Genomic DNA, 26,540 nt, shown 5'->3' with positions numbered 1-26,540 from the left:
GGGTCAGTTTGCCCCGAAATACCATGGTCAGTTTGCCCCGAAACAGTGGGTCAGCTTGCGCCGAAATGGTGTGGTCTCATTCATCATAATCTCCAGATTGTCCTAAATGCAGCCGCAAACTTACCGGAAGCGCATCAAAAGGTCAGGCAGGAAGCTACTATTATTATTACCATTGTTCCGCTGTTTGTAAAGTCAGGTTTAAGGCCGAAGAGGTAAACACATCGTTTCTTGACGAAGTAGGTCAGGTTAAAATTCGCGAGGGCTATGAACCCTTTTATACCGATGTCTTGACCAAGGCATTCCGTCAGAAGTCGGGTGACGGGGACAATAGCCAAAGGCAGGTAATTTATGAGATTAAGGCGCTGAATGAAAAAATCAACCAGGCAAGAGATTTAATATTAAGCGGGGATTTTACCAGTGTTGATTTTCAAGCTGTAAAAATAAAATGCGAAAAAGAGATCATTTCCTTGGAAAGCAGGTTGCCTGAGATTATTCGGACATCCCGAATCGCCGATCAATTGTTAAATAGAGGAATATCGAACCTTAAATCACTGAATTACAACTACAAGTGCAACAATTTAGAGGTCAAACGCAAGATAATTAGTTCGATGTACCCGCAAAATCTTATGTTTGACGGTTTCAAACATCGAACTATTCGGATGAACGAAATCATTAGCAATATCTTGTTGATTAACAATGGCTTAGGTACAAAAAACAACTGGACAAGTTCAGAATTAACTGACTTGTCCAGTAAGGTGGTGCCAGCTGGAATCGAACCAGCGACACAAGGATTTTCAGTCCTTTGCTCTACCAACTGAGCTATGGCACCCCGCTCTATTTGAGGTTTGCAAATGTAGCGTTTTTTTTATTTCCGGAAACTTTTTTTTCAATTTTAGTTGGATGGATGTCATCTTCAGGCCGCCGGTAATTGAATTTCAGGGAATTACAGCCTAAAATTATTTTTAGTTTTTTTCAGGAGGTGGTATAACACGCCTTATTTAAACAAATTCTAAGTTTAAAACATTTAGGCAATATCTATCTTTACTTTAAATCAAATCCCTACTTTAGCCTTAAATTACTATGCACGCATAATATTATATATGGTCGGACAGGTTATCTTTATCATCATTTTACTGGGCGCTGCTTACCTTTTTGGTAAAAACGTTGCCAAGGTTAGGCGCAATATCCTTTTGGGCCGTGATACCGACCGGAGCGACCGCCCCGCCGAGCGTTGGGCCATTATGGCAAAAGTTGCTTTGGGCCAAACTAAAATGGTGAAAAGGCCCACGGCGGCAGTTATGCACTTCTTTATCTATGTTGGTTTTGTGATCATCAACCTGGAGGTACTGGAGATCATGATAGACGGCATCTTTGGGTCGCACCGGATCTTTTCTAAACCATTGGGTAGCTTATACGGTTTGCTGATAGGAGGATTTGAGATGCTGGCGCTACTGGTGCTGGTATCATGTGTGGTATTCCTGGCCCGCCGTAACATCCTTAAATTGAAACGCTTTAGCGGTACCGAGATGACCAACTGGCCAAAATCGGATGCCAACTATATCCTTATTATCGAGATTTTGTTGATGACGGCCTTCCTGACCATGAACGCCGCCGATTATAAATTACAGGCCCTGCATTTTGGGCATTACCTAACTGCAGGCAGTTTCCCGGTAAGCGATCTGATAGCGCCGTTGTTACCATCGGGTGCTAATTCGTTGGTAGGTATCGAGCGGGGCTGCTGGTGGTTCCACATCATCGGAATCCTGGCGTTTTTAAATTACCTTCCGTATTCAAAGCATTTCCACATATTGCTGGCCTTCCCCAATGTGTATTATTCTAACCTGGAGCCAAAAGGTGAGTTTAGCAACATGGCATCGGTTACCAACGAGGTAAAGGCGATGCTTGATCCTTCTTTAGTGCCCGAGCCTGCAGAGATTAGTCGTTTTGGGGCGAAGGACGTAACCGACCTGACCTGGAAAAACCTGATGGAGGCCTACACCTGTACCGAGTGTGGCAGGTGTACATCGGTTTGCCCGGCAAATATCACGGGTAAGCTGTTATCGCCCCGCAAGATTATGATGGATACCCGCGATAGGCTGGTAGAGGTAGGCAACAATATTGATAAGCACGGCAAGGATTACAACGACGATAAAAGCTTACTGGATAACTACATTACCCGCGAGGAGTTGTGGGCTTGTACCACCTGTAATGCCTGTGTGGAGGCCTGCCCGGTAAATATAAACCCGCTGGAGATCATTACCGAGATGCGCCGTTACGTGGTGATGGAAGAATCGCAGGCACCTGCAAGCCTCAACAACATGTTCGGGAATATGGAAAACAACGGCGCGCCATGGAAATATAGCCAGGCCGACAGGTTAAACTGGGCCGAAAAAGAATAATAGAATATGTCGCAAGATTTAGAATCGAAATATATAGCCTTTGTAGAAAAGGTAGCTGCCGGCAAACAGGTTTGGGGCTTAAAAAGTAAAACGGGCTGGGCAAATGCCGATGCTACGGATAACGAAGAATTGTCGGTTATCCCGTTCTGGTCAGACAGGGCAGGGGCCAAAGCCTGCGCGCGCGATGATTGGAAAAGTTACGTGCCTACGGAAATCCCGCTGGCTGCTTTTTTAGAGGATCTCTGTTTAGATATGGCCGAAAATGAAGTATTGGCAGGCGTCCAGTGGGACACCAAACTATTTGGTACAGAAGCTGATGCCTTAGTGGTGGCGCTTGATGTTTTGAACAGGTTAGGTGCGATAAATTCGGCCATAACATTTGCCAATTACAGCAGCATACAGGAGTTTATAACTGACATTAGCGAAGAAGAATAATGGAGCAGACGATACCAACCATGGCCCAACTGGCTTCCGAAGGCAAAGAGCCTGAAATACTTTTTTGGGTAGGTTGTGCCGGTAGTTTTGACGAGCGCGCGCAAAAAATAACCCGCGACATTTGCAAGATCCTTAGCCATGTGGGCATGAGCTATGCCGTTTTAGGTACCGAAGAGAGCTGCACCGGCGACCCTGCCAAACGCGCGGGTAACGAGTTTTTGTTCCAGATGCAGGCCATGGTAAATATCGAGGTGCTGAACGGTTACAATATCAAAAAAATAGTGACCGGATGCCCGCATTGCTTCAATACCATCCGTAACGAATACCCAGGCCTTGGCGGTACTTACGAGGTGATCCACCACACCCAATTGATCCAATCCCTTATCGACGAAGGCAAGCTAAAGGCCGAAGGTGGCGAAAGCTTTAAAGGCCGTAAAATAACCTTTCACGACCCTTGTTATCTTGGCCGCGCAAACAACGTTTATGAAGCACCGCGCGCGGCTTTAGAGATTTTGGATACCGAACTGGTAGAAATGAAACGCTGCAAAAGCAATGGCCTTTGCTGTGGTGCAGGCGGCGCGCAAATGTTTAAAGAACCCGAGCGGGGCAAAAAAGACATTAATGACGAGCGCATGCTTGATGTGATCCAAACAGGTGCCAGCATTGTAGCATCCGGCTGCCCCTTCTGCATGACTATGTTGACCGACGGAGTTAAACACATGGAAAAAGAACAAGAAATAAAGGTGCTGGATATTGCCGAGATTACGGTTAGGGCGAACGGGTTATAAACTCCTTTCTGTAGGGAGACTATTTTCTTCCGAATATTGCCAGCATCTTTGCCAGCGCACCTTCCGAATGCATTCGCTCGCCATTTTCAAGAGAGCGTTTTGCTGCTGCGGATGCCCTTTCACGCATATTTACTTCGTATGATGTAATCGCCTCGTGCAACGTATTGTGCTCGCCCGATGTTAGGCATTCACTCAAATCCAGCGCGTCCAGCATAGCCATATTTGCACCTTCGCCAGCAAAGGGTGGCATTACGTGCGCGGCATCCCCAAGCATAGTTACGTTGGGTTGGGCGTCCCAGGGTTTATTTAACGGCATGCAGTAAATAGGGCGGGGGATAACGGGTGTTGTAGCGTTTTTAATTAACTCGTGCCAGATATTACTCCAACCGGCATATTCGGTTTTAAACCATCGCAGTAGTTGCACCCTGTCGTTAAAATCAATCCCGCTTTTGATAGCCCAATTTTCCTCGGGTTTAAAACTGGCGTAAAAGCCCAGGGCTCCGCCGCCTTTTTGCCCACCCAATATGCATTTATTATCACCGAAGGCCATTATTTTGCCACCGTTTAGCAAATTGTAAATATGAGGTGCGGTTTCTTCGGCATTCGGCACGTTGAATTCTACCATTGTAACACCAACATAAAACGATTTGGTGTCGGTTATGTACGGGCGAACCTTTGAATTGGCACCATCTGCCGCTACCACCAGGTCAGCGTAGGCGGCTGTGCCATTTTTCAAATGCAAAAGCCAACCCTCACCCTTTACTTTCATCGAAATAAAGTGACTATCCCAAATAACAGTTTCCGGCTGCAAAGAATCCAGGAAGATCTTGCGTAACAGCACTCGGTCAATTTCGGGGTTAAAGGAGCCGCTCTCGATGTCTTCCTCTGTTTTGGCCCCGTGGTCGCTGAAAAGTACAGTTGCATTTTCGTCTGCAATAACTTTTTTATCGGCACCAACCCGAAAGTTCTTTTTAAGTTCGGCAACCAAATTTGCTTTGCGCAGCGCCGCCATGCCCGAATCTTCGTGCATGTCCAGCGGGGAACCAACAACACGCGCATTTTTATTAGCATCGCGTTCGTAGACCTTAACATTAGCGCCTTTTAGCTGTAAAAGCCTTGCCAGCGTTAGCCCGCCGGGGCCACCGCCAATAATGGCAACTTGTTTATTGTTTAGTAACATAGTATCACGTTTAAAAACACAAAGTTGAGGAAGGCCTGCTCATTAGGCTTGTATAAACGCGACAAAATCACTGCCGCTGGTGTACTTCCATTGTTTGGTTTTGCGAGCGAAGGCCGCCGGGGTGGTGCCGCTATACCGCTTAAATTCGCGGCTTAGGTGGGCCTGGTCGGCATAACCAAGTTGATGTGCCAGGCTCGCGAGCTTACATTTTGGGTTGATCCACAATGCGTTGCGCACCTTTTCAAACCGCATTAATCCCAATACATCTTTAACCGTGTAACCCGATGACTGCTTAAATTTGCGTTCCAACGTGCGCACTGTGGCGTGTGCCGCAGCGGCTATGTCGCTTACGGGCATAGTACCGTTTGCCCCTCCAATCGCAATTCCGGCCTTAGTTAGCATGTTATCTGTGTTTAGTGTTAACTGCGTGGTGAGCAGGTAATGTTTTACCTGTTCTACCGCTTTTGTTATATCGCCTGCCTCTATGCATTTGCTTAAGGTAATTTGCAGGCTTGCAATAGGGTGCTCAAAAATGCGTACGCCGTCTTTACCCGGTGGCAAGCCAAGCAACCCGAACACCGCCCAGGGCCAGCATCTTATGCCGATGATCTCGAAAATGTTTTTTGTATAAAAATGCACAGGCTGGTTGAGCAACCCAATCATAAAAGGCGAGGCGAGAGGTAGTAAAATGTCATCCTTTAAAATGCTGCACCCGCTGCCAAAGTGAAAAATGATCTCGGCATAACCATCGGGCACTACTTCAAAACTGGTTAAGGCGTCGCCAAGATCCTGCCGGGTGTACCAAAAACATTTAACGGCACCCCGCAAACCCTCCGGCGATTCAAATTCCTGGTGATGCATATTTTTATAAGCCTTTACCCTTCAAAAAGTTCAGGGCTTGCTTCAAACTATCCAGCCTTTGGGGCGATAGTTTTTTGACGGGGATGTCCCACCGGGTAGCCATGGAATCTATGTCGCCTTTGGGGTCTTCGTAAGTTTGGTAAATGATATCGTCGGCCTGGGTTTTAATTTCGAGGGTATCGGTAGTAGAAGTTCCGGCAATGTACTGCAATTCCGAAAAACGCTTTAAACTGAACGAATAATATTCAAGTTTACCATGTTGATAAGTTTTGCGCAGGCGCATAAAATGATCAGGGGTGAGGGTTATTTCATACTTCTTCAGGTTGGGCTCCACGGTAGGGTTGTAGCTCTCATTCAGGAAGCGGTTGCCCCAGTTTATCCACTCCAGCTCGGTATTATATGCCTTAAACGCACATAAAAATAGCGTTGGGAGCACAATTGCCGCAATCAGCATTGCTTTTTTATTTCCCGGCAGAAGTGATTTTTGCATGACAACTTATAATACACCTAAGTTAATATTTTGATAAATTTGCGATATGGAATTTTCTTCACACTCAAGGGTTTGGGTTTACCAATCCGACCGTAAATTAACCGACGCTGAAGTGCTTCAAGCACAGGTTTTGCTGGATAATTTTACTACCGGTTGGACGGCCCACAACAACCAGTTGCTTGCCAAAGCCGAGATAAGGTACAACCGGTTCCTGATCCTGATAGTTGACGAAAGCCAGGCAGGTGCAAGCGGTTGCTCAATAGATAAATCCGTCAATTTTATGAAGCAACTGGAGCAGCATTTCGGCATCAACCTGTTCGATAGGTTTAACCTGGCCTACCGCGATGGTGAAGAAGTGATATCCGTGCCCCGCCATCAGTTTGAAGACCTGCTTAAAGCCGGCACCATCAATACCGAAACCATTGTATTTAACAACCTCGCCCAAAACATCACCGAACTGCAAACCAAATGGGAAGTGCCGTTTAAAGATAGCTGGCATATCCAGCTGTTTAGGGATCTGGTTAGTTAATTATTTGGTTTAACTACTCACTAATTAACCATTAACCACTCACCAAAATATGTTCATTATCAGCCTCAACTATATCGCCCCACTCGAAGAACTTGATGAGCACATGGATGCCCATGTCAAGTATCTGAAGAAATATTACGCGGCTGATGTGTTTTTGATGAGTGGCCGAAAAGTGCCGCGCACGGGTGGTGTTATCATCGCCCAGGCGGATTCAAAAGAGATACTTGAGAAGATCATCGCCGATGACCCTTTCCATCAGCACAAGCTGGCAGAGTTTGAAATAACCGAATTCCAGGCGTCGCAAGCGCACCCCGACCTAAAACATTTGTTAAGATAATTTTTTATTAAATTGCATCATGGAAAACATGGATGCAAGGGTAGATGCCTATATCGAAAAATCGGTAGATTTTGCCAAACCCATCTTAAATCACCTGCGCGGGTTGGTGCACCGTGCATCGCCGCAGATTACAGAGACCATGAAATGGAGTGCGCCGTTTTTCGAATATAAGGGCGTGCTTTGTTTTATGATGGCCTTTAAGCAACATGCAGGCTTCGGCTTTTGGAAAGCCGATACCCTGCCCGACCCGCACGGTTTAATAAAAGACGAAGGCAACGCGGGCAGCATAGGCAAATTGACCACCCTTGCAGATCTGCCAAATGACGATATCCTGATCTGGTATATCCGCCAGGCAATGGAATTAAAGAACGCGCCATCTGCAACAATTGCCACGCCAAAGGTCAGAAAGGAGCCCGCCACCACCGGGGTAGTTGCAACACCCGGTTACCTGATAGACCTTTTGGCCGATAATACGCAGGCCGCCGAATACTTTGATAACTTCAGTCCGTCACAAAAAAAGGAATACATTACCTGGTTTGAGGAGGCCAAAACAGAAGCCACACGCGATAAAAGATTAGCAGAGGGGATGGCCTGGATAGCCGAGGGAAAGACAAGGCATTGGAAGTATAAATAATAATTGTCTGTTTAACGGTTTTGTTCACGTTCACGGCCGTGAACGGTAATTATATTTTACAATAGTTTTATAATCAATTGCTTATCTTTTTTAAGATCCTGACAAAACACTGTTACCATTATTTCAAGGTATTGGCTTTTACGCATGCCGATCCGTTAGCCATTGGATAAGCCAACAAAGGTTGGTTTAATTACTTCTCCACCAAACTCAACCACTTTTTAATTACATCCTGCAAGGCACCGGCCTTTGCTTCGGCATCTGCCTTATCTTTAAAGATAGATAAACGGCGCCCGTCCTTGTAATCACCCTCCAGTAAGCCGCCGGTATTATCAACACTGGCGCCGCTTGGGAACACCAGCATCAACCGGTTCTTGTGCAAGTTCATCACCGCTATATCGCGCTTGTATTCTTTCGGGTCAAACGGCGCCATGGGGCCGTTATAGTAGAAACTGGGGTTGTTCCATTTTATCTGCTCCGCAATGTTGCCGTCGGATCCTAAAATGGTTTGTCGGAGTGTTTCTACCGCGTCGCGGACAGCCGGGTCGAGGTTTTGGATGTGTTGGGCTACCTGTTCGGTATCGGTAAGTTTCGGCTTAGGCATCATTAATTTGCTAATATTGTTGCATCAAAATAGCTGTGGTAGTAATTGATCTTATTGATCGCCACGCTTTGCCATAGCTATTGGTTATTTACCCGCCGGTATTGTAAGAGCCTGTTATAACGTGACTTAAGCCTGTATTTTTATCTACAACGTTTACTTTAAAATATCCCTTTATAATGTCAAATCCGTCGGCATCTTCTGTAAACGAAGTGAATTTTACCGTTCCATCTCCATTCTTGTCATAATCGAAAGTTGTAGATTTTAACGAGAACTGCGAAACCGGAAATACGCCAACTACATCGTTCACACCTACACTAAATGATATGTCAATTTCCTTATCATCGAGGCTATGTGCAGATAAGTTTGTATTACCGGCAAAGGGAACAGAAGGGTCGGGGTCCTGGTCAAGCGTTACGGTGTTATGTATGGTTATTAGTGGCCCGTTGTCAATCTGGTAAATAAACGAGTCATAAGCACCAATGCCTACTGTGTAAGTAGCGTCTGTGCCCGGGTCGGGAGTGGTAGTCCCCGGCGTACCGGGTTGGCCCGGTGGCACAAAAATTACGCCTTCAGGGTATATTACCGGGTCCAGCTTACAACTGCTTACAGCAATAAGCAGGAGCAGGTATAACAGATAGTTGTTTTTCATTTTCAAATTATACGTAATGCCACTATAATTAGTTGTTACTTCTTTAAAACGCCAACGGCCCAAGCCTGCGCATGTTTTTCATGATCAGGTATTGCCTGTGCCTTAGGTAGCGGGTAGGTTTGGTGGCACTCCACCGTAAGGGGCTTGGAAAGATCACCGCGATGGCTGCCGACTGCCTGCGGGTAAGCTGCGATGCCGGTTTGTGAAAATATGCCTGCGATGCAGCCTCGATGCCGTAAATGCCATCGCCCATTTCAATTACGTTAAGGTAAATCTCCATGATGCGCTTCTTACTCCAAAAGGCTTCTATCAGTACGGTAAACCATGCTTCGAAACCCTTACGCACAAACGAGCGGCCGGGGTAAAGGAAAACGTTTTTGGCTGTTTGCTGGCTTATGGTACTGCCGCCTATCAGTTTTTTGCTTTTGGCGTTTTTTTGGATAGCGCGTTCAATGGCCTTAAAGTCGAAACCGTGGTTCTCTAAAAAAGATTGATCTTCGGCGGCAACGGCGGCGCGCTTCATGTTGTCGGCAATATCGTCAAACGCTACCCACTGCTTGTCTACCTTCCAATCTTTGCCATCGGCCTTGCGCTCAAAGCCGCGTTGTATCATTAGCCAGGTAAAGGGAGGGTTTACAAATTTAAACAGCAGCACACCAAACAGGCTGGCGGCAACAAACACAATCACGATCAGCTTTACAATGCGCAGTATAAGCCTTATTATACCGTTATTAAAAAATCCATTTGTTTTGCTGCTGCCTTTACGGGTTTGTACTTTTTTAGCCATTGTGATATTAGTGCCTGCTAATTTTAGGATAATCTTTTTATTAAACGCAAAAAAGGTGTTTAGCCTAAACTAAACACCTTTTTTAAAAGCCCCCTCTAAATCTCCCCCGATAGGGGAGACTTCTCAAAGCCCTCTCCTTCGGAGAAGGTTGGGTGAGGCCTTACTCAGCAACAACTGAGAAAGGAACCTGAACTTTAACTTCTTTATGCAGGTTCACTATCGCGGTGTAATCACCAACAAATTTAGGCTCCTGGTCAAAAGTGATGCGGCGACGGTCAACTTCAAAACCTTCTTTTTTCAATGCATCAGCCACCTGGATGGTATTGATAGCACCGAAGATCTTGCCGCTTTCGCCGGCTTTAGCACCAATAGTAAGCTTAACGCCTTCTAATTTAGTTGCTATCGCATCAGCATCTTTGCGTATTTTTTCTTGTTTAAACTGAGCTTGCTTTAAGTTTTCTGCTAAAACTTTACGTGCACTTACAGTTGCTAATATTGCGTAACCTTTTGGGATAAGAAAATTGCGGCCATAACCTGGCTTTACATTCACTACATCGTCTTTATCGCCGAGGTTTTTTACGTCTTGTTTTAAAATAACTTCCATTGCTTTTTACCTCCCGATTATTTTAATGAGTCTGTAACATAAGGTAATAAACCGATGTGGCGTGCACGCTTAACAGCCTGTGCCACTTTACGCTGGAACTTCAAAGAAGTACCTGTTAAACGGCGGGGTAATAGTTTACCCTGGTCGTTAATAAACTTTAATAAAAAGTTTGCGTCTTTGTAATCGATGTACTTGATACCATTCTTTTTGAAACGGCAGTATTTTTTACGGTTATCCTCCACTTTAGGAGCGGTAACGTATTTAATTTGGTCGTTTGCCATTAGTTGTTTTCCTCCACTTTAGCTGCAGGTTTCTTGTTAAAGGCACCGCTGCGTTTTTTATCATTGTAAGCAATGGCATGTTTATCCAAAGCAATGGTAAGGAAGCGCAAAACACGCTCATCGCGCCTTAATTCAACTTCCAGTTTATTAATTAAATCACCCGGAGCCTTGAATTCAGTTAAGTGATAGTACCCTGTAGTTTTCTTCTGAATAGGGTACGCTAATTTTCTCAAACCCCAATTATCCTCCTGGACAATTTCGGCTCCGTTATCTGTTAATGTCTTGCTGTATTTGGCAATTGCCTCTTTAGCAGTTTCATCAGATAACAACGGGGTTAGAACGATCACGATTTCGTACTGTTGCATTATTATTTTGATTTTTAATTATTTATCCCTGTATATCGGGGCTGCAAATGTATGAAGAAATAATTTATAATCAAAGCCCGATATGTTGTATTTTGTGGGCTTAACCGATACGCTGATATGAAAAAAATTATACTGTTATTAATGCTTTTTTGTGCTGTTAATATCGCTAAAGCTCAAAAAACCGCCGTTGGGCCTATTGAGCAAAAATTTACCACATCGTTGTGCGATTGTTTAAGTAAGCTCGACCAAACCACCATTACAACCAGCGAAGAAGCAAATAAGGCTTTTATGGAATGTTTTATGGCGCAATCTGATCTGCTTGTAGACCTCGCTGCCGAACGCAATGTTACTATGGACGATGGCGGCGCCATGAATAAAATAGGCGCGGATATTGGCGCTAACCTGCTTAAACAAAAATGTAGCGCGTTCATAAAACTGGCCGTTAAAATGAACGACAAAAAAAAGGAAGATGCCGCAGCTTCGCTTAGTACTAGCGGCACTTTTAAACGGATAGATAGTAAAGGCTTTAATTATATAGTGATAACCGATGCCACCGGTAGCGAAAAATCATTTATCTGGCTAAGGCAGTTCCCCGGGTCCGAAAATTTTATGGGGCTTACCACCAAATACACAGGCAAAAAGCTAAAGGTAACCTGGCAAGAGATGGAAGTTTATCTGCCTGCTGCCAAAGGTTATTATAAGGTAAAGGAAATTGTTGGAGTTGATGTTTTGTAAAACATTACCGCCCGTCAATCTGTCTTTATTAATAAATACAACATTTATGCAATTAGCTAATATTGAACCTGACGACAATAACGAAGACTTAGCAGATGACCTGAACCTGAAACCTACCGACGAGGGTAACCCTGTTGAAGGCGATTGGGATGACGAAGAGGACGAAGACTTTGACGACCAGACCGAATCTTTAAACGACCTGCACGAGATACAGGTTGATGATGACATTGGCGAACCTGACCCCGAGGATGACGACCACATGCCAAACGGCGACGAGAAGTAAGGGTTAATTTCTTTCGGCAAATAACTCTTTCAGGCTCAAAACAATATATATGGAAAACGGTGAAATAACATCAATGTACCCGTCATTTAAAAAAAGCAGGAAAAATGCGGAAAGAAATAATTACAAAATATGGCATAAATTTCCAAAACAGAGTTGACGATGGGGAAGTAAATAAACTTCCAATTGCGGACTGGGGCGGTATAACAACACTTTTATATGAGTGGGGGCCTGATGATATTGTTGATCCAGATCATGGATTGCTAACGGATATTGATAAGGCCTTGGCCAATCCAAACAGCGAAATACAAGCCGGCAGCACTATGGTAGATTTATTGATATATCAAGATCGTGTAGAGTTTGAATACCGGGGAGGGGGCGGGGGCACAATGCCCACTTCAGATTTAAGGGAGATAGTTGTTGGCTGGCGGGATTTTTTACTAACGCCACCCTTTGATGGTGATAAAGTTTGGATGTCACCTATTACTGTTTGCCTGTTAGCTATAACAAAGCTTAAAAGGATACTCAAATAATTAATGCCTTAAAAAGTATAATTAATATAACATGCTGCCTTTTGGTTTGCGGCCGGTACTTAATACGGGTGAAGGTGGGGATAGTTCGACCACATGCCAAACGGCGACGAGAAGTAAGGGTTAATTTCTTTCGGCAAATAACTCGTCCAGGTTCAAAATAAAATCGGGTAAAATAGGAGTAATTACGTGGTCGCCTATCGTTAAAAGTTTTGATGGCTGGAAAGTGCCGTTTGTAAGCGTGTATTTTAAGAAAGTTTTTTCTTGCGGATGGATTATCCAATACTCAAGCACCCCGGCATCTTCGTACACTTCATATTTGTTTTGAAGTTCTTTCTTATTATTGCCGGGAGATAGTATCTCCACAACAATATCAGGTGCGCCCAGGCAACCCTTTTCATCCACTTTTGCAGGGTTGCAAATAACACATATATCAGGCTGTACAACGGTTATAATCTCTCTTTCGTTGCCGGATAATCTCGGAATGCGCACATCAAACGGAGCCGAAAAAACTTCGCAGGATTTACCAACAAGGTAATTACCTAATTTTAAAGTTATTCGGTGCGAAATTCGCTGATGGAGAGACCCTGGAGCAGGGCTCATTTTGAAAATCTTGCCCTTTATAAGTTCCAGACGTTCTTCAATAGCCCATTTAGCGTAATCGGCATATGTGTATTCTTTCGTTAGATCGATATCTGATAATAGCATGATATTCAAAAATACAAAAAAATTAATTCAAGCGGATTGTGGATGTTAACAATTTTAGCAAACAGCTATTTTACATTCTTAATTTGTTGCTACCTTAGTGCCTGTGGATAATTTCATTGTTTCGGCACGTAAATACCGCCCGGCAACCTTCGAAACCGTTGTAGGCCAGCAGCATATAACTAATACGCTAAAAAACGCTATTAAGAATAATCAGCTGGCGCAGGCATTTTTGTTCTGCGGGCCAAGGGGCGTGGGTAAAACCACCTGCGCGCGCATCCTTGCCAAAACCATCAACTGTACCAATTTGCAGCCCAATGGTGAAGCCTGCGGCACTTGCGACAGCTGCCGGGCATTCATGAACGGTAACTCGTTCAATGTGCACGAACTGGATGCCGCGTCAAACAACTCGGTTGATGATATCCGCAGTTTGATAGACCAGGTGCGCATACCGCCACAAGCCGCCCGTTACAAGGTTTATATTATTGATGAGGTGCACATGCTATCGCAGGCGGCGTTTAATGCTTTCCTGAAAACGCTTGAAGAACCACCCAGCTACGCCATATTTATTTTAGCTACAACCGAGAAGCACAAGATACTGCCAACCATCCTGTCGCGATGCCAGATCTTTGATTTTAACCGCATCAGGGTAGATGATATGGCCGGCCATTTGGCAGGTATCGCCCAAAAAGAAAACATAGCTTATGAAGACGATGGCCTGCACATCATCGCTCAAAAGGCTGATGGTGGTTTAAGGGATGCCCTCTCCATGTTTGACCAGATCGTGAGCTTTAGCGGCGGTAACGTTACCTATCGCTCGGTTATCGATAACCTGAACATCCTTGATTACGACTATTATTTTAATGTTACCGATAAACTGTTAAGTGAGGACAGCGCGCAATCGTTGTTGCTGTTTGATGAGATACTGGGCAAGGGTTTTGATGGCGCGCATTTTATATCCGGCCTGTCCGAGCATTTCCGGAACCTGTTGGTGGGTAAAGATGCATCAACCATAAAACTGCTGGAGGTTAGCGAAACCATAAAGGCGCGTTACCTGCAACAATCGCAGGCGTCGTCGGTGTCGTTCCTGTTATCGGCCATGAATATTGCCAACCAATGCGATATCAGTTACAAGCTGAGCAAGAACCAACGTTTACAGGTGGAACTTGCCTTGCTAAAGATGAGCAACCTGCTCTCCATATTCAATATGTCGGCATTGCCGGCCGGTCAAAATGTTGCTGCCCCAAACGGGGAGTTAAAAAAAAAACCTGATACCACAGTAAATGACGCCCCATCGGCCCAAAATACGGCCGATGAAATGAGCGTAGCGAGGGATAATCCCATTACCTATAACCGTACGCCACCGGTTACCGCGCCTGCTACGCCATCAATGATTGCGCCGCCTGCGGAGGTTAAACCCGAACCTGCCGAGAAGCCAAAGTTTTTTGTACCGAATGCACACGCAGGGGCGTCATCGGTTAAAATACCATCCTTAAAAGACCTGGGCAAACAGGTAGAAGAGGCAGCACTGGAAGAAGAAGACCCCTACTTAAAAGGTACGGACAAAGAATCCTTTACCATTGACCAGTTCCTGCAACTATGGACGGACCATGGTGCTAAGCTTAAAAAGGAGAATAGGGCCGCTACACTTTACACCATATTTACCTCGGTAACACCCAAGGTATTGGGCCCAGAAAATTTTGAGGTGCCGGTATCTAACAAAGTACAGGAACAAGCATTTAGGGATGAACGGCCTTATATTTTAAATTTTTTGCGTACCGCACTAAAAAACTTCAGTATCGAGGTTAACGCTAAAGTAGAAGAATCTACCGTTGTGCGTAAACCCTACACGGCCATGGAGAAATTCCAATACCTGGCCGCCAAAAACCCACAGCTTATAGATCTGAAGAATAAATTCAATCTTGATTTTGATTAGGCTGGATAACCACAAAGAACACGAAAGATCTTCTAATTCATAAAACAACAAGAGCACAAAGATTTTAAATCCATTGTGCTCTTGTTGTTTTTAGCTCTTTGCCCTTTATAATGAGGTCACTAATAGATTTACTGTTTTGGTGTATCATTTTTAGGATAACCTTCTTCGTCAAGGTCATCGCGGTCGTCCTCGGGCGTGTGTGCCAAAGCGGCGTCACGGGGGCTTATTTCCACTATTTTACCGCTATCGATATGCATCCCCAAGGTATCAATGTCGGTTTCTAAAGAGCGGTTGGCATCGTACTCGCCGTTGGTATCGTAGGGGTTAGCCTCGTCATAGGTCGAGTTCATATCCTCGCCATCTTTAACGGCTGTATCATAAGGGTCGGGATGGTCGTAGTCGGGGTTATCACCTTTAACATCGTACTCGTAACTGTTAGTTTTCTCGTCGTAATTAAGGTTTTCGCTATCTACGGTTTCGTTGCTATCGTCGTTCAATGGATTGTTTCTGTCCTCAGGGTCAGTAACAAAATCCTCGTTTTCGTTTTCGGGTATCATAGGTTATGTATTTGGTTAATATACCTTAAAAACCCTGCCAAAAAAAATATTGTTTTGGAGTAGCGCCTTATTACTGAACCGATTTACGATACGAGGTAACATCGCCAAGGGCAAACTTTAAACCGATAGAATATTGTACCAGCTTATCCTTGCTTTTGCCAGCTGTAAAACCGTCCATATTATCGGTAAAATCGTTGTTGAACTGGTATGCTAAATCGACTTTAAAAGAGGGCTGGTTGTATTGATTGAAGAATTTGATCTCGTAACCCAGGCGTATGGGTATATAAAGCTCGTTGCTTTTGTTGAGGCCGGGGGTAAAGAATTGAGGGTCGGTGTTTGATGCACGGTTGATATTGTCGTCATGTATATCATTCAGGATGTAACCCAAACCTGTTGATATATAAAGGCCTTTTAAGGCATTTGCTACACCGCCGTTAGAATAATCCATAATTTCGCCTGCTTGTAGCTGCGCCCTAAATAAAATAGCGGTAAAGTTATTTTTAAAGTAACGGCCGGATAGCGTGGTTAATTTATCACCGCCTTCCAGTTTACCGGTTTGTATCTCGATAAGGTAATTTAAATATGGCGATTGATTGTAGTTGAAATTTACAAATGCTGAGGGTGTACTTTTTAACTTGCCCTCTGTGTCGCCATACAATTGGTTAATGGTGCCACCAAAACCAACGTCGTATTGGGCGTAGTCATAGCCAATTTGTGCCTTTGATATTGTAGTTATTGCAGATAATAGCAGCGTGAAAAATATGGTTTTAGTAAGCAATTTTATCATAATGTAAACGCCGGGTTTTGCCGAATGGCATATTTTAATTTTTATAAAAGTAACATCTAACTTTTAAAAAGCAATGCGATGCTTAAATTAATTGTTACACGGGTTAAAAACGGCATTTTGCAAATACTATTATAACACAATACGCTTTTAACATATGAGGGTAAATAAATAACTAATATTTATCGCGCTTAAATTTTTGCAAATAAAATTTTATGTAAGTTTGAAACCGTTAAAAACAGAAATTAACCAATAAAAATAAGGCATGTCAAAAATTAAAGTAGAAAACCCGGTAGTAGAGCTGGATGGTGATGAAATGACCCGCATCATCTGGAAATTTATAAAAGATAAATTGATCATCCCTTATCTGGACCTGGATATAAAATATTATGACCTGGGTATCGAGTATCGTGACGAGACCGATGACCAGGTTACCATTGATGCCGCAAACGCTATTTTAAAATACGGCGTGGGTATTAAATGTGCTACCATCACGCCCGATGAGCAGCGTGTTGAGGAGTTTGGATTGAAACAAATGTGGAGGTCGCCAAATGGTACCATCCGTAATATATTAGATGGTACGGTTTTCCGCGAGCCTATTGTGATGAACAATGTACCGCGCTTAGTACCAAACTGGACAGCCCCTATCTGTATTGGCCGCCACGCTTTTGGCGACCAGTACCGCGCTACAGATTTTGTTACTAAAGGCAAAGGTAAATTAACCATTAAATTTACCCCTGAGGATGGCAGTGCCGAGCAATCATTTGAAGTGTACAACTTTAAAGGCGATGGCGTTGCATTGGCTATGTACAACACCGATGAGTCTATCCGCGGGTTTGCACACGCTTGTTTTAACCAGGCGCTGATGAAAGGCTGGCCTTTATACCTGTCTACAAAAAACACCATTCTTAAAAAATACGATGGCCGTTTTAAAGATATTTTTGAAGAAATTTACCAGGCAGATTATAAAACCAAGTTTGCGGATGCAGGCATCACTTACGAGCACCGCTTAATTGACGACATGGTTGCATCGGCCCTTAAATGGAACGGTAACTTTGTTTGGGCTTGTAAAAACTACGATGGCGACGTACAGTCTGATACCGTTGCGCAAGGCTTTGGTTCATTAGGTTTAATGACGTCTACTTTAGTTACACCGGATGGTACCGTTATGGAGGCCGAAGCTGCACATGGTACGGTAACCCGCCACTACCGCGAGCACCAGGCAGGCCGCCCAACATCTACCAACCCAATCGCATCAATTTTTGCGTGGACACGTGGTTTAGAGTTCCGCGGGATCTTGGATGGAAACCAGGAGTTGGTAGACTTCTGTAAAACACTCGAAGAAGTTTGTATCGAAACCGTTGAAAGCGGTAAAATGACCAAAGATTTGGCTATCACAGTAAAAGCTAAGGTTGAGCATGGTACCGATTACCTGTACACCGAAGAGTTTTTAGAAGCCATCAACGAAAATTTAAAAGCAAAATTGGGTAAGTAATTTTAACCCGATTAAAAATAGGAGAGCCCGCTTTGAGAAGAGCGGGCTTTTTTGTTATTTAGTTTAAATGAAGATAATAATTAGGCCTTGCCTTACAATTGACGAACGCCTGGCTAAAGCATCACCATGCGTTGTTGAAATGTTTCGCCTTTTAAGATTAAAAGTCAAAAGTTGGAAAAACGTTCAGGAGTATTTAACAAAGCCCTACGTGGGATATAAATGTACAGATATAAAAGGAACACCCCGATTTTTGGAAATACATATTCGGAAAAGCAAGCTAAATCTTCACTTAAGACCGGTTGAATTCATAAACCCAAATGTTACTGATGCCCCGATTACCCACCTTTGGAAAGTAACTAAGCTTTTTGATGTTTATGACAAATCAACTTTAGACCAGGCTATAAATATGGCCAATCAGTCTTATGAATATGTTAAATCAAATAACATATAATAGTATAATACCTTGATGTTCTAATTCCTGGTTTCTTACTTTCCTTAAAATCCCTAACTTAGCGCTTGCAATGCTTCAGTTAAACAACATTAAAGAAACGTTAACTCTTTTTAAAGAAGAGTTGGTGCAACGATACCCTATCGCGACACTTCGGTTGTTTGGCTCTGTTGTGCGCGATGATTTTACCGAAAAAAGTGATATTGATATCATCGTTGAATTTAACCGGCCAATTGGAATTGAGTTTGTGACTTTAGCCGATGAGTTAGAAAATAAGTTACAGCGTAAGGTTGACCTTGTATCACGACGTGGCATTAAAGACAAATATTTGAAGGTGATAGACCCAGAGATAGTGTATGTTTAAAAGAGTTTATGAATACTTTTGTATGATATTTCTCCCTACTTCCTCAAAATCCCTAACTTAGCCGCATCAACAAAGCATACACACTACCATGTCAACTCTATATCCATTAAAATTTAAAACCATATTTAAAGACAAAATATGGGGCGGCCATAAAATAGAAACTTACCTGCATAAAAATATTGGCGATCTGCCAAACTGCGGCGAAACGTGGGAGATCTCGGGCGTAAAGTCGGATGTTTCTGTGGTGGAGGGTGGCGAACTGCAGGGCCAGTCGCTTGCCGACCTGCTGGAGAAATTCCAGGGCGACCTGGTAGGCGAAAAGGTTTACAAGCATTTTGGCAATATCTTCCCGCTGTTAGTGAAATTTATTGATGCCAATGATGACCTGAGCGTGCAGGTACACCCTAACGACGAGCTGGCTAAAAAACGCCATAATTCGTTTGGTAAAACCGAAATGTGGTACGTAATTGAGGCCGATCCGGGTTCTTCACTTATTGCCGGCTTTAACCGCGAAATGACCGAGCAAGAATATGTGGAAGCCCTAAACAGCGGCCATATCATGGATATCCTGAACAAGGAAGACGTTAAAGCGGGCAACGTTTACTTTTTACCTGCCGGCCGTGTGCATACCATTGGTAAAGGCTTGCTGATCGCCGAGATTCAACAGACGTCAGATATTACCTATCGCATATACGATTTTGACCGTGTTGACGATAAAGGCAACAAACGCGAACTGCATACCGAAGAAGCTTTAGCAGCTATCGACTACAAACACTACCCGGAATATAAAACCCTTTACACCCCGCAAAAAAATGAGGATGTACACCTGGTAACCTGCCCGTATTTTACTACCAACGTGTTAGATTTTACCCAGGGCGTTTATAAAGATTACGCTAACCTCGATTCTTTTGTGATATACGTTTGTATCGAAGGTGAATTCACTATTAAACACAACGAGCTTGCTTACCCGGTAAAAATGGGCGAGTGTATCCTGCTGCCAAAAACTATCGATAAGGTGGAACTAAAAACTACCGCGGGCTTTAAAATATTAGAAAGCTATATTGAGTAATGATATTTAGAGTTATGAAGAGGACCGTATTATTTGTTTTGTTAATTTGCTTAGTAATTGCTTCTTGTAAAAAAGGTGGTGAAACCATCACTAAAGATGAGGCAATAAAGCTGGAAGATCTAATTGGGAGGTATACCTTGACTGAATATGTTTCACATAAGCCGGGCGATGACTTTTATGTAAACACCAATAGTAACGAAAAGCCTTGCATGCTTAATGCCTTATTCACGCTCAATAAAGATAACTCGGCTACATCTGAGTATATCGGCACCGACGTCTGTTATTTGTTTTACAAATCGCCTAATGAAAACATAAATTTTGGACCTCATGAACTCGAAAATTTAATTTGGAAATTTGTGAACAATGAGGTTCAACTGCAAATAAACAGCACATCATCAATTCATCATTACAGCATAACCAAAAAGGATAATAAAATACAGCTTACGGAAATAGGGGAAGCCCCTTTTAATTATAAACAGACATACACTAAAAAATGATTTAGTTATACTTTCTAATATCTGTTGGGTTTTGCAATGATAAAAAAATCTCTGTTAGGTAACCCTCATCTATAGGCTTTAATAAATAATCAATAACTGCGGGGGTGCTTTTTGCTCGCTTAATGTCCTCAAGGTCAATAGATGAGCTGATATTATAAATTGCGATATTTTTACCCAGTTGAGATTTTATTTCCTCAAAAGCAACGTTAAATTCCCAGCCGTTCATCACCGGCATGTTAATATCTACAAATAAAACATCGGGTAAATGGTTGCGGTTTTGAGGGTTAAGTAAATAATCAATGGCTTCCTGGCCATTGCTAAAGTTCATTATTTCGTCAAATAAGCCCTTTATTACTGTTAATTTCTTGAAACCGTAAGTAAAAATTTCATCATCATCAACAATCCCGGCAATCACAATTTTGTTTTCGGTATTCATTTTATGGTATTAGTTATACCAGCTTTACTGTAAATTTTGTGCCAACATTTACAGCGCTGTCAATTTGGATACTTCCGCCCAGTGCTTCTACCTGGTTACGGGTCATAAACAGGCCTATCCCTTTCGAGTCGTTATTTTGGTGGAAGGTTTTGTACATGCCAAATACCTGGTCGCCGTAACGTTGCATGTCTATGCCTATACCGTTATCTTCAAACACCAGGTAAATCTCGTTACCAACTCTTTGCGTGTTAACGTTAATTACGGGCGCTCTATCGGGATGTTTATACTTAATGGCATTGGTGAGCAGGTTTTGGAATATGCTCTCCAGGTACGCCGGGATGTAATCAATTTGCGGGCAGTCAGAAAAGTCGGTGTTTATTTTAGCATCCGAATTTATAATATTGGTGTGCAGCGCCGATGCCACGTTATTAAATATGGTCTCAAAATCAACCAGCTTGCGCTCCTTGCTAATTTCTGATTGTATGCGCACTATTTCATCAAGGTGGCCCATGGTGGCGCTCAAGCTCTCGCTGATGGTTTTAATGTGCGAGAAGATCTCTGTGCGGTCATCCTTAAGCAGGCTATCTTCAAACAAGTTCACCATAAACTTAAGGTTGCCCGCGTGCGATCGCAGGTTATGCGATACAATGTAAGCGAAGTTTTGCAGGCGTTTATTCTGGTCGTCCAGTAAATTGATGGACGATTGCAGGGTAATGCCTTTTTTCTTGATGCTGTCAATATCCTGAAAAATACCGCTAAGCGTAACGCATTGGCTATGATCATTTAATACGGGCACGCCTTTAGACCGCACCCATATCACGTTGTTTTTAGCCGTGCGGAATTGCAGTTCGATATCGTAAGGCCTGCAATATTTTATTGCCTGGTCAATAGCGTCGGCAATTAAAGTTCGGTACTGGGGTTCAAAAAAGGCAATGGCTTCTTCTATAGATATTTTAGGCTGGTTGTTCAGCTCAAATATCTCGTACATTTCTTTCGAGAATTTTAGCCTACCGGTAGCCACATCAATTTCCCAGCTGCCTAATTTTGCGATCCGGCCGATCTCGGCACACCTAAAATCACTTTCGGCAGCTTTTATTTCGTGCAGTTTAAGCGCGTTTATATTGGTGATAACGCCGTAAATAACGGGGCCATCGTTGGTATCGTGTTTTTGGGTGGTGCTTTCAAACCATTGGTAGCCGCTTTGCTTGGTAAGCAGCCTTATATGAGCAACAGGCGAGCCGCCCTGCCTTGGGTGATAGGTAGCATTTAAAAATGCCTGCCTGTCGTGGTAATATAAAAGGTGTTCAAAAAAGTAATTATATGAGCATTCGATCTCGCCCGGCGTGTACCCCAGCGCAGCATAAAAGCCAACCGACCATTTTGCTTGCCTGGTATCGGTGTTATACTCCCAAATGCCTAAATTAATATGATCAATTATACGCGCAATATGAGCTATGCTTTCGCCGGAAAACTTATGTTCTTCAGAACTCATTGTACACTTGATCTCTAATCTACTTTAATTACCACAGGGTATTATAAAATACATGCCAAACGGGCAAATATCCATCATTTACAACCCAGTGTTGTTACAAACTGCCAAATAGGTTTAATATTTTAAACTATGTGGTTAATAACAGTGTTTTTACAAACCCTCAACAAATCTAAAGTTTATATAATGCTGAAAATTACGCTATTAAAATGATGTAAGCGTTTTATACGGTTAATTAGCCGCAGGGTTATGAAAATTTTGGCGCGTAAAAATAGTATAATATTTACCGAAATAATATTAAAGTGGAAAGAAATTTAATTGCTTTTTGGAGTGAGACCTGATGGATGATTCGGAGATGAAATTGAACTTGCTTTGAAAAAAAATGAATGTAAATACGTGTGAGCATAAAATTGATAACTGTAAATAAAACGGTTATATTTACCTCTGCCAATTATAACTTTTATGAAAAAACACTTCTCAAAACTACTTACAGTTTTATTGCTGATAGCTGTAAGCGTATCTGCACAAAAAGCCGCCCCGGGCAAAGTTTGGGGTGTTGCAAAAGCAAACACCTGGTATTCACAAAATAAATGGATGAGTGGTGCCGATTTTATCCCCAGCAGCGCCATAAATCAACTGGAAATGTGGCAGGCTGATAGCTTCGACCCGGCAACTATCGACCGTGAACTTGGCTATGCACAAGGCATCGGCTTTAACACCATGCGTGTGTTCTTATATAGCCTTGCCTGGAAACAAGATAAACCTGGCTTTAAAAAACGCATAGGCCAATACCTTGCCATTGCCAACAAACACGGCATAAAAACCATGTTTGTATTTTTTGACGACTGCTGGAACGGCGACGCTAAAATTGGCAAACAACCCGCGCCTAAAGTTGGGGTACATAACTCGGGCTGGCTGCAAGACCCCGGCAACCGTTTAAACAGCGCTGGCGAAACCGGCATGCTACAGGCTTACGTTACCGATGTGATGACAAGCTTTAAACATGATAAGCGCATATTGCTGTGGGACCTTTACAACGAGCCCGGAAACTCCAACAAAAAGGAAGCATCGATGGGTTTGCTTGTAAAAGTATTTACATGGGCACGTGCTGTTAATCCCGATCAGCCTATATCTGCCGGCCTTTGGGATTGGAGCTATGAAAAACTTAACGCTTACCAGGCCCTAAACTCGGATATTGTTACCTATCACGATTATACCGACGAGGCATCGCACCTCAAAACCATACAGCTTTTAAAAAGCCACGGCAAGCCGCTTATTTGTACCGAATATATGGCCCGTACCCGCGGCAGCAAGTTTGCCAACGTAATGCCAATGCTTAAGAAAGAGAACGTAGGCGCTCTAAACTGGGGTTTTGTAATGGGGAAAACGAATACCATTTACGCCTGGGATAACCCAATGCCCGATGGCAGCGAACCAAAAGAATGGTTCCATGATATTTTCCGCAAGGACGGTACGCCTTACAGGCCGGAGGAAGTGGAGCTAATTAAAAAGATGAACGGGAAATAGCGTAGCTTGCTTTTAAACATGTTGCATGCATTTTTTTAGCTTTGCACCCATGAAGGCCAGCCTTAAATTATTCGACTTTTCGCAAAAGGTTAACTACCGTACCGAATTTTTAGCAGGCCTTACCGTAGCAATGACCATGATGCCCGAATCATTGTCCTTTGCTATTTTGGCTGGTTTCCCGCCGTTGGTTGGCTTGTATGCGGCGTTCATAATGGGGTTGGTAACAGCGTTATTTGGTGGCAGGCCGGGCCTAATCTCGGGCGGGGCAGGAGCTACGGTAATTGTGCTTATAGCCCTTATGAAAAGCAACGGCATCGAGTTTGTTTTTGCAGCTGTGGCATTAGCGGGCGTTATACAGATCGTTATCGGTTTGTTTAAGCTGGGTAAGCTGATCAGGTTGGTGCCACAACCCGTTATGTATGGATTTGTAAACGGACTTGCCGTAGTGATTTTTATGGCCCAGCTGGAGCAATTTAAAACCATAGTGAACGGGCAGCAGGTATGGCTAACGGGTTCGCCGTTATATATTATGGCGGCGTTGGTTGCGCTCACCATAGCCATTGTAGTAATATTCCCTAAGGTAAGTAAGGCGGTGCCGCCGTCGTTAGTAGCTATCATTGTTGTTTTTGCAGTAGTGATAGGCTTTGGTATCCACACCAAAACTGTTAGTGATATTGCATCGGTTAGTGGCGGTTTCCCACCGTTTCATATCCCGCAGATCCCGTTTACCTTTCATACACTTAGTGTTGTTTTTCCGTACGCGTTAATTATGGCTGCTGTTGGTTTAACCGAGGGCTTGCTAACCCTAAATCTTGTCGACGAAATGACCGCCACCCGGGGCAACGGCAACCGTGAATGTATCGCGCAGGGCAGCGCCAATATCCTTAACGGTTTTTTCTTTGGGATGGGTGGCTGCCCTATGATAGCCCAAACGCTTGTAAATTTATCCGCGGGGTCAAGGGCAAGGCTCTCGGGTGTTATAGCATCGTTAACCATTTTGATGATCATTTTGTTCGGCGCCCCTGTTATTGGCCATTTACCTGTGGCCGCGCTTACGGGTGTAATGGTGATGGTAGCTTTTGGCACCTTTGAATGGATCAGCTTTAAAATATTTAATAAAATGCCCCGGCAGGATGTGTTTGTAGGCATAGTGGTAGCCATTATCACCATAGTGCTTCATAACCTGGCGCTTGCGGTATTAATTGGCGTGATCATATCTTCCCTGGTATTTGCCTGGGAAAGCGCCAAACGCATCCGCGCCCGCAAGTACACTGATGGCAGTGGCGTAAAGCATTACGAAATTTACGGTCCGCTGTTTTTTGGCTCGGTAACCGCCTTCAACGAAAAGTTCGACGTCGCCAACGACCCAAATGAAGTAGTGATAGATTTTAAGGATAGCCGCCTTGCGGATATGTCGGGCATCGATGCTTTGAACAAACTCACCGAACGGTACCAAAAGGCAGGCAAAAAACTCCATCTGCAACACCTGAGCAGCGATTGCCGCGGGTTGCTAACCAATGCTGCTGATGTTATCGATGTAAATATCCTCGAGGATCCGGCCTACCGTGTGGCAACGAAGAAGAAAGTGCGTTAGGAAAAGGTTCTCCTCTCCTTTAGTTTAGTAAATACTTTTTATTCGCTATAAAACACTTGCACTTACCACTACCTATTCATCGGGCAATCCAGATTTATTTTTTCTTCCTGAAATTCAACGAATTAAGCACAAGATCAAATAATAAATATAAAGTCTATAGGAATTATAGAATTAATATCTACTTTTGTGATGTAATCGTTCTTTAAATATACTTATCCAGAAAGACAGAGGGAAAGGCCCTATGATGTCTTAGCAACCTGTACGGCCCCCGGGCTTGTGTAAGGTGCTAATTCCTGCTTCGCAACCTGGCGGAGACAGATAAGCTGATTTAATAGATTGAATGTCGTTAGGCATTCTCTTTTAGCCATAAAGGCTTCTCTCTCTTAAACACTTCTCTGGATTTTATTGACAACAAAATTTGCAATGCATAGCTTTACGCTATCGGCCTTACCCAAACCCTCTCGAAGGAGAAGGCTTAAAAACAGGGGCTAACATTTAAATATAAAAAATATAACCATGAGTTTAAGACTTGGCGACGACGCCCCAAACTTTAAAGCACAAACATCGCAAGGCGAAATTGATTTTTACGAATACCTGGGCGATAGCTGGGGCGTGCTATTCTCGCACCCGGCAGATTATACACCCGTTTGTACCACCGAACTCGGTAAAACCGCATCACTTAAAGATGAGTTTGAGAAACGCAATGTAAAAGTGATTGCCCTTAGTACAGACAGTGCAGAATCACACAAGGGTTGGATAAGCGACATCAACGAAACGCAGAACGTGGAAGTTACCTTCCCGATAATTGGCGACGAAAGCCGCGAGATCTCGCAGGCTTATGACATGATCCACCCCAATGCATCGTTGGTGGCTACCATTCGCTCGTTGTTCATCATCGGCCCGGATAAAAAGATAAAACTGATCATCAGCTACCCGGCATCAACCGGAAGGAATTTTCAGGAGATATTGCGAGTGATTGATAGCCTGCAACTTACCGCCTACCATAGCGTAGCAACCCCTGCCGACTGGAAGGATGGCGAAGACGTTGTAGTGCTGCCATCTATAAAAACTGAAGATATCCCGGCTAAATTCCCTAAAGGGTTTACCGAGGTGAAACCATATTTACGTACAACACCACAGCCCAATAAATAAGG

The 26,540-nt window shown here is 43.5% G+C and carries 33 protein-coding genes, 1 tRNA gene and 1 riboswitch; of the genes, 19 read left to right on the top strand and 15 right to left on the bottom strand.

What is annotated here, in order from left to right; genetic code table 11:
• Window positions 1-216, top strand: a 216-nt coding sequence (locus tag ACVW0P_RS17140) for a hypothetical protein (RefSeq protein WP_457133151.1), incomplete at its 5' end; no start/stop codon positions are given.
• A gap of 540 nt (window positions 217-756) precedes the next feature.
• On the opposite strand, the gene ACVW0P_RS17135 is transcribed toward ACVW0P_RS17140, so the two are convergent.
• Window positions 757-829, bottom strand: a tRNA-Phe gene (locus tag ACVW0P_RS17135).
• Between the two features lie 271 nt (window positions 830-1,100).
• Between ACVW0P_RS17135 and ACVW0P_RS17130 the strand changes: the two genes are divergently transcribed.
• From ACVW0P_RS17130 to ACVW0P_RS17120, 3 genes are read left to right on the top strand one after another with little or no spacing between them, the layout of a single operon-like run.
• Entirely contained in the window at window positions 1,101-2,399 is a 1,299-nt protein-coding gene (locus tag ACVW0P_RS17130; RefSeq protein WP_457133150.1) for a 4Fe-4S dicluster domain-containing protein, read from the top strand.
• Window positions 2,400-2,405: 6 nt separating this feature from the next.
• Window positions 2,406-2,834, top strand: coding sequence for a DUF2750 domain-containing protein (locus ACVW0P_RS17125; protein ID WP_457133149.1), 429 nt, complete (start codon window positions 2,406-2,408; stop codon window positions 2,832-2,834).
• Window positions 2,834-3,622 carry a (Fe-S)-binding protein gene (locus ACVW0P_RS17120; RefSeq protein ID WP_457133148.1) on the top strand — a complete coding sequence of 263 codons (789 nt, stop codon included), beginning with the start codon at window positions 2,834-2,836 and terminating at the stop codon, window positions 3,620-3,622. The genes ACVW0P_RS17125 and ACVW0P_RS17120 overlap by 1 nt, the downstream gene beginning before the upstream one ends.
• A 19-nt stretch (window positions 3,623-3,641) precedes the next feature.
• Here ACVW0P_RS17120 and ACVW0P_RS17115 read toward each other — a convergent pair whose 3' ends face one another.
• From ACVW0P_RS17115 to ACVW0P_RS17105, 3 genes are read right to left on the bottom strand one after another with little or no spacing between them, the layout of a single operon-like run.
• On the bottom strand, window positions 3,642-4,802 hold the full coding sequence (locus ACVW0P_RS17115) for an FAD-dependent oxidoreductase (protein ID WP_457133147.1): 1,161 nt from the start codon (window positions 4,800-4,802) through the stop codon (window positions 3,642-3,644).
• A 42-nt stretch (window positions 4,803-4,844) separates the two neighbouring features.
• Window positions 4,845-5,663 carry a helix-turn-helix domain-containing protein gene (locus tag ACVW0P_RS17110; protein WP_457133146.1) on the bottom strand — a complete coding sequence of 273 codons (819 nt, stop codon included), beginning with the start codon at window positions 5,661-5,663 and terminating at the stop codon, window positions 4,845-4,847.
• A gap of 4 nt (window positions 5,664-5,667) precedes the next feature.
• Window positions 5,668-6,153: a hypothetical protein gene (locus tag ACVW0P_RS17105; RefSeq protein WP_457133145.1), complete on the bottom strand. Its 486-nt coding sequence runs from the start codon at window positions 6,151-6,153 to the stop codon at window positions 5,668-5,670.
• Window positions 6,154-6,199: 46 nt separating this feature from the next.
• Between ACVW0P_RS17105 and ACVW0P_RS17100 the strand changes: the two genes are divergently transcribed.
• The 3 genes from ACVW0P_RS17100 to ACVW0P_RS17090 are packed head-to-tail and all read left to right on the top strand — an operon-like array spanning window position 6,200 to window position 7,653.
• Window positions 6,200-6,682: an ABC transporter ATPase gene (locus ACVW0P_RS17100; RefSeq protein WP_457133144.1), complete on the top strand. Its 483-nt coding sequence runs from the start codon at window positions 6,200-6,202 to the stop codon at window positions 6,680-6,682.
• 49 nt (window positions 6,683-6,731) lie between these two features.
• A complete protein-coding gene (locus tag ACVW0P_RS17095; protein WP_457133143.1) occupies window positions 6,732-7,019 on the top strand; it encodes a YciI family protein in 288 nt (95 codons plus the stop codon).
• A gap of 19 nt (window positions 7,020-7,038) precedes the next feature.
• Window positions 7,039-7,653: a DUF1801 domain-containing protein gene (locus ACVW0P_RS17090; RefSeq protein WP_457133142.1), complete on the top strand. Its 615-nt coding sequence runs from the start codon at window positions 7,039-7,041 to the stop codon at window positions 7,651-7,653.
• Between the two features lie 190 nt (window positions 7,654-7,843).
• On the opposite strand, the gene ACVW0P_RS17085 is transcribed toward ACVW0P_RS17090, so the two are convergent.
• The 6 genes from ACVW0P_RS17085 to rpsF all read right to left on the bottom strand — a co-directional run bounded on the left by ACVW0P_RS17085 (window position 7,844) and on the right by rpsF (window position 10,940).
• Window positions 7,844-8,257, bottom strand: coding sequence for a DUF1801 domain-containing protein (locus tag ACVW0P_RS17085; protein ID WP_457133141.1), 414 nt, complete (start codon window positions 8,255-8,257; stop codon window positions 7,844-7,846).
• An 85-nt stretch (window positions 8,258-8,342) separates the two neighbouring features.
• On the bottom strand, window positions 8,343-8,903 hold the full coding sequence (locus ACVW0P_RS17080) for a hypothetical protein (RefSeq protein WP_457133140.1): 561 nt from the start codon (window positions 8,901-8,903) through the stop codon (window positions 8,343-8,345).
• A 43-nt stretch (window positions 8,904-8,946) separates the two neighbouring features.
• On the bottom strand, window positions 8,947-9,690 hold the full coding sequence (gene mtgA, locus ACVW0P_RS17075; RefSeq protein WP_457133139.1) for a monofunctional biosynthetic peptidoglycan transglycosylase: 744 nt from the start codon (window positions 9,688-9,690) through the stop codon (window positions 8,947-8,949).
• A 160-nt stretch (window positions 9,691-9,850) separates the two neighbouring features.
• Window positions 9,851-10,294 (bottom strand): 50S ribosomal protein L9, encoded by a 444-nt coding sequence (rplI, locus tag ACVW0P_RS17070; RefSeq protein ID WP_354431607.1) that lies wholly within the window; start codon window positions 10,292-10,294, stop codon window positions 9,851-9,853.
• Window positions 10,295-10,311: 17 nt separating this feature from the next.
• Entirely contained in the window at window positions 10,312-10,575 is a 264-nt protein-coding gene (rpsR, locus tag ACVW0P_RS17065; RefSeq protein ID WP_354431606.1) for a 30S ribosomal protein S18, read from the bottom strand.
• Window positions 10,575-10,940, bottom strand: coding sequence for a 30S ribosomal protein S6 (gene rpsF / locus ACVW0P_RS17060; protein WP_067054794.1), 366 nt, complete (start codon window positions 10,938-10,940; stop codon window positions 10,575-10,577). Before rpsF ends, rpsR begins: the two co-directional genes overlap by 1 nt.
• A 117-nt stretch (window positions 10,941-11,057) precedes the next feature.
• Between rpsF and ACVW0P_RS17055 the strand changes: the two genes are divergently transcribed.
• The 3 genes from ACVW0P_RS17055 to ACVW0P_RS17045 all read left to right on the top strand — a co-directional run bounded on the left by ACVW0P_RS17055 (window position 11,058) and on the right by ACVW0P_RS17045 (window position 12,488).
• Entirely contained in the window at window positions 11,058-11,675 is a 618-nt protein-coding gene (locus ACVW0P_RS17055; RefSeq protein ID WP_457133138.1) for a hypothetical protein, read from the top strand.
• 46 nt (window positions 11,676-11,721) lie between these two features.
• Window positions 11,722-11,958 carry a hypothetical protein gene (locus ACVW0P_RS17050; RefSeq protein ID WP_457133137.1) on the top strand — a complete coding sequence of 79 codons (237 nt, stop codon included), beginning with the start codon at window positions 11,722-11,724 and terminating at the stop codon, window positions 11,956-11,958.
• 104 nt (window positions 11,959-12,062) lie between these two features.
• Window positions 12,063-12,488 carry a hypothetical protein gene (locus ACVW0P_RS17045; protein ID WP_457133136.1) on the top strand — a complete coding sequence of 142 codons (426 nt, stop codon included), beginning with the start codon at window positions 12,063-12,065 and terminating at the stop codon, window positions 12,486-12,488.
• A 120-nt stretch (window positions 12,489-12,608) separates the two neighbouring features.
• Here the strand turns inward: ACVW0P_RS17045 and ACVW0P_RS17040 are convergent, their stop codons facing one another.
• Window positions 12,609-13,193 carry a Uma2 family endonuclease gene (locus ACVW0P_RS17040; RefSeq protein ID WP_457133135.1) on the bottom strand — a complete coding sequence of 195 codons (585 nt, stop codon included), beginning with the start codon at window positions 13,191-13,193 and terminating at the stop codon, window positions 12,609-12,611.
• 103 nt (window positions 13,194-13,296) lie between these two features.
• On the opposite strand from ACVW0P_RS17040, the gene ACVW0P_RS17035 reads away from it, so the two are divergent.
• On the top strand, window positions 13,297-15,126 hold the full coding sequence (locus ACVW0P_RS17035; protein WP_457133134.1) for a DNA polymerase III subunit gamma/tau: 1,830 nt from the start codon (window positions 13,297-13,299) through the stop codon (window positions 15,124-15,126).
• A 128-nt stretch (window positions 15,127-15,254) separates the two neighbouring features.
• On the opposite strand, the gene ACVW0P_RS17030 is transcribed toward ACVW0P_RS17035, so the two are convergent.
• Both ACVW0P_RS17030 and ACVW0P_RS17025 read right to left on the bottom strand, forming a co-directional pair.
• On the bottom strand, window positions 15,255-15,683 hold the full coding sequence (locus ACVW0P_RS17030; RefSeq protein ID WP_457133133.1) for a hypothetical protein: 429 nt from the start codon (window positions 15,681-15,683) through the stop codon (window positions 15,255-15,257).
• Between the two features lie 70 nt (window positions 15,684-15,753).
• Complete coding sequence (locus tag ACVW0P_RS17025; RefSeq protein WP_457133132.1) at window positions 15,754-16,470, bottom strand: hypothetical protein; 717 nt, start codon at window positions 16,468-16,470, stop codon at window positions 15,754-15,756.
• A 262-nt stretch (window positions 16,471-16,732) separates the two neighbouring features.
• Here ACVW0P_RS17025 and ACVW0P_RS17020 point away from each other — a divergent pair, with 262 nt between their 5' ends.
• The 5 genes from ACVW0P_RS17020 (at window position 16,733) to ACVW0P_RS17000 (ending at window position 20,340) form a co-directional block, all read left to right on the top strand.
• Window positions 16,733-17,962 carry an NADP-dependent isocitrate dehydrogenase gene (locus ACVW0P_RS17020; RefSeq protein WP_457133131.1) on the top strand — a complete coding sequence of 410 codons (1,230 nt, stop codon included), beginning with the start codon at window positions 16,733-16,735 and terminating at the stop codon, window positions 17,960-17,962.
• Window positions 17,963-18,029: 67 nt separating this feature from the next.
• On the top strand, window positions 18,030-18,413 hold the full coding sequence (locus ACVW0P_RS17015; RefSeq protein WP_457133130.1) for a DUF5655 domain-containing protein: 384 nt from the start codon (window positions 18,030-18,032) through the stop codon (window positions 18,411-18,413).
• A gap of 70 nt (window positions 18,414-18,483) precedes the next feature.
• Window positions 18,484-18,774 carry a nucleotidyltransferase family protein gene (locus ACVW0P_RS17010; protein WP_457133129.1) on the top strand — a complete coding sequence of 97 codons (291 nt, stop codon included), beginning with the start codon at window positions 18,484-18,486 and terminating at the stop codon, window positions 18,772-18,774.
• Window positions 18,775-18,862: 88 nt separating this feature from the next.
• Entirely contained in the window at window positions 18,863-19,843 is a 981-nt protein-coding gene (locus ACVW0P_RS17005; protein ID WP_457133128.1) for a type I phosphomannose isomerase catalytic subunit, read from the top strand.
• The gene (locus tag ACVW0P_RS17000) at window positions 19,843-20,340 is read left to right on the top strand and encodes a hypothetical protein (protein WP_457133127.1); all 498 of its coding nucleotides are present in this window, start codon (window positions 19,843-19,845) and stop codon (window positions 20,338-20,340) included. The genes ACVW0P_RS17005 and ACVW0P_RS17000 overlap by 1 nt, the downstream gene beginning before the upstream one ends.
• A gap of 1 nt (window position 20,341) precedes the next feature.
• Here the strand turns inward: ACVW0P_RS17000 and ACVW0P_RS16995 are convergent, their stop codons facing one another.
• Both ACVW0P_RS16995 and ACVW0P_RS16990 read right to left on the bottom strand, forming a co-directional pair.
• On the bottom strand, window positions 20,342-20,776 hold the full coding sequence (locus tag ACVW0P_RS16995; protein ID WP_457133126.1) for a response regulator: 435 nt from the start codon (window positions 20,774-20,776) through the stop codon (window positions 20,342-20,344).
• A 13-nt stretch (window positions 20,777-20,789) separates the two neighbouring features.
• On the bottom strand, window positions 20,790-22,268 hold the full coding sequence (locus tag ACVW0P_RS16990) for a PAS domain-containing sensor histidine kinase (protein WP_457133125.1): 1,479 nt from the start codon (window positions 22,266-22,268) through the stop codon (window positions 20,790-20,792).
• A 459-nt stretch (window positions 22,269-22,727) separates the two neighbouring features.
• Here ACVW0P_RS16990 and ACVW0P_RS16985 point away from each other — a divergent pair, with 459 nt between their 5' ends.
• The 3 genes from ACVW0P_RS16985 to ACVW0P_RS16975 all read left to right on the top strand — a co-directional run bounded on the left by ACVW0P_RS16985 (window position 22,728) and on the right by ACVW0P_RS16975 (window position 26,538).
• Entirely contained in the window at window positions 22,728-23,792 is a 1,065-nt protein-coding gene (locus ACVW0P_RS16985) for a 1,4-beta-xylanase (RefSeq protein WP_457133124.1), read from the top strand.
• A gap of 49 nt (window positions 23,793-23,841) precedes the next feature.
• Window positions 23,842-25,386, top strand: coding sequence for a SulP family inorganic anion transporter (locus ACVW0P_RS16980; protein ID WP_457133152.1), 1,545 nt, complete (start codon window positions 23,842-23,844; stop codon window positions 25,384-25,386).
• A 209-nt stretch (window positions 25,387-25,595) separates the two neighbouring features.
• Window positions 25,596-25,711: riboswitch (SAM riboswitch) on the top strand.
• A gap of 191 nt (window positions 25,712-25,902) precedes the next feature.
• Window positions 25,903-26,538: a peroxiredoxin gene (locus tag ACVW0P_RS16975; protein ID WP_354431591.1), complete on the top strand. Its 636-nt coding sequence runs from the start codon at window positions 25,903-25,905 to the stop codon at window positions 26,536-26,538.
• Window positions 26,539-26,540 lie beyond the last annotated feature (2 nt).

The sequence above is a fragment of the Mucilaginibacter sp. UYNi724 genome, from assembly GCF_054057495.1.
Note: the sequence above shows the minus strand (reverse complement) of the source record. Positions and strands in the feature narration are given on the sequence as shown.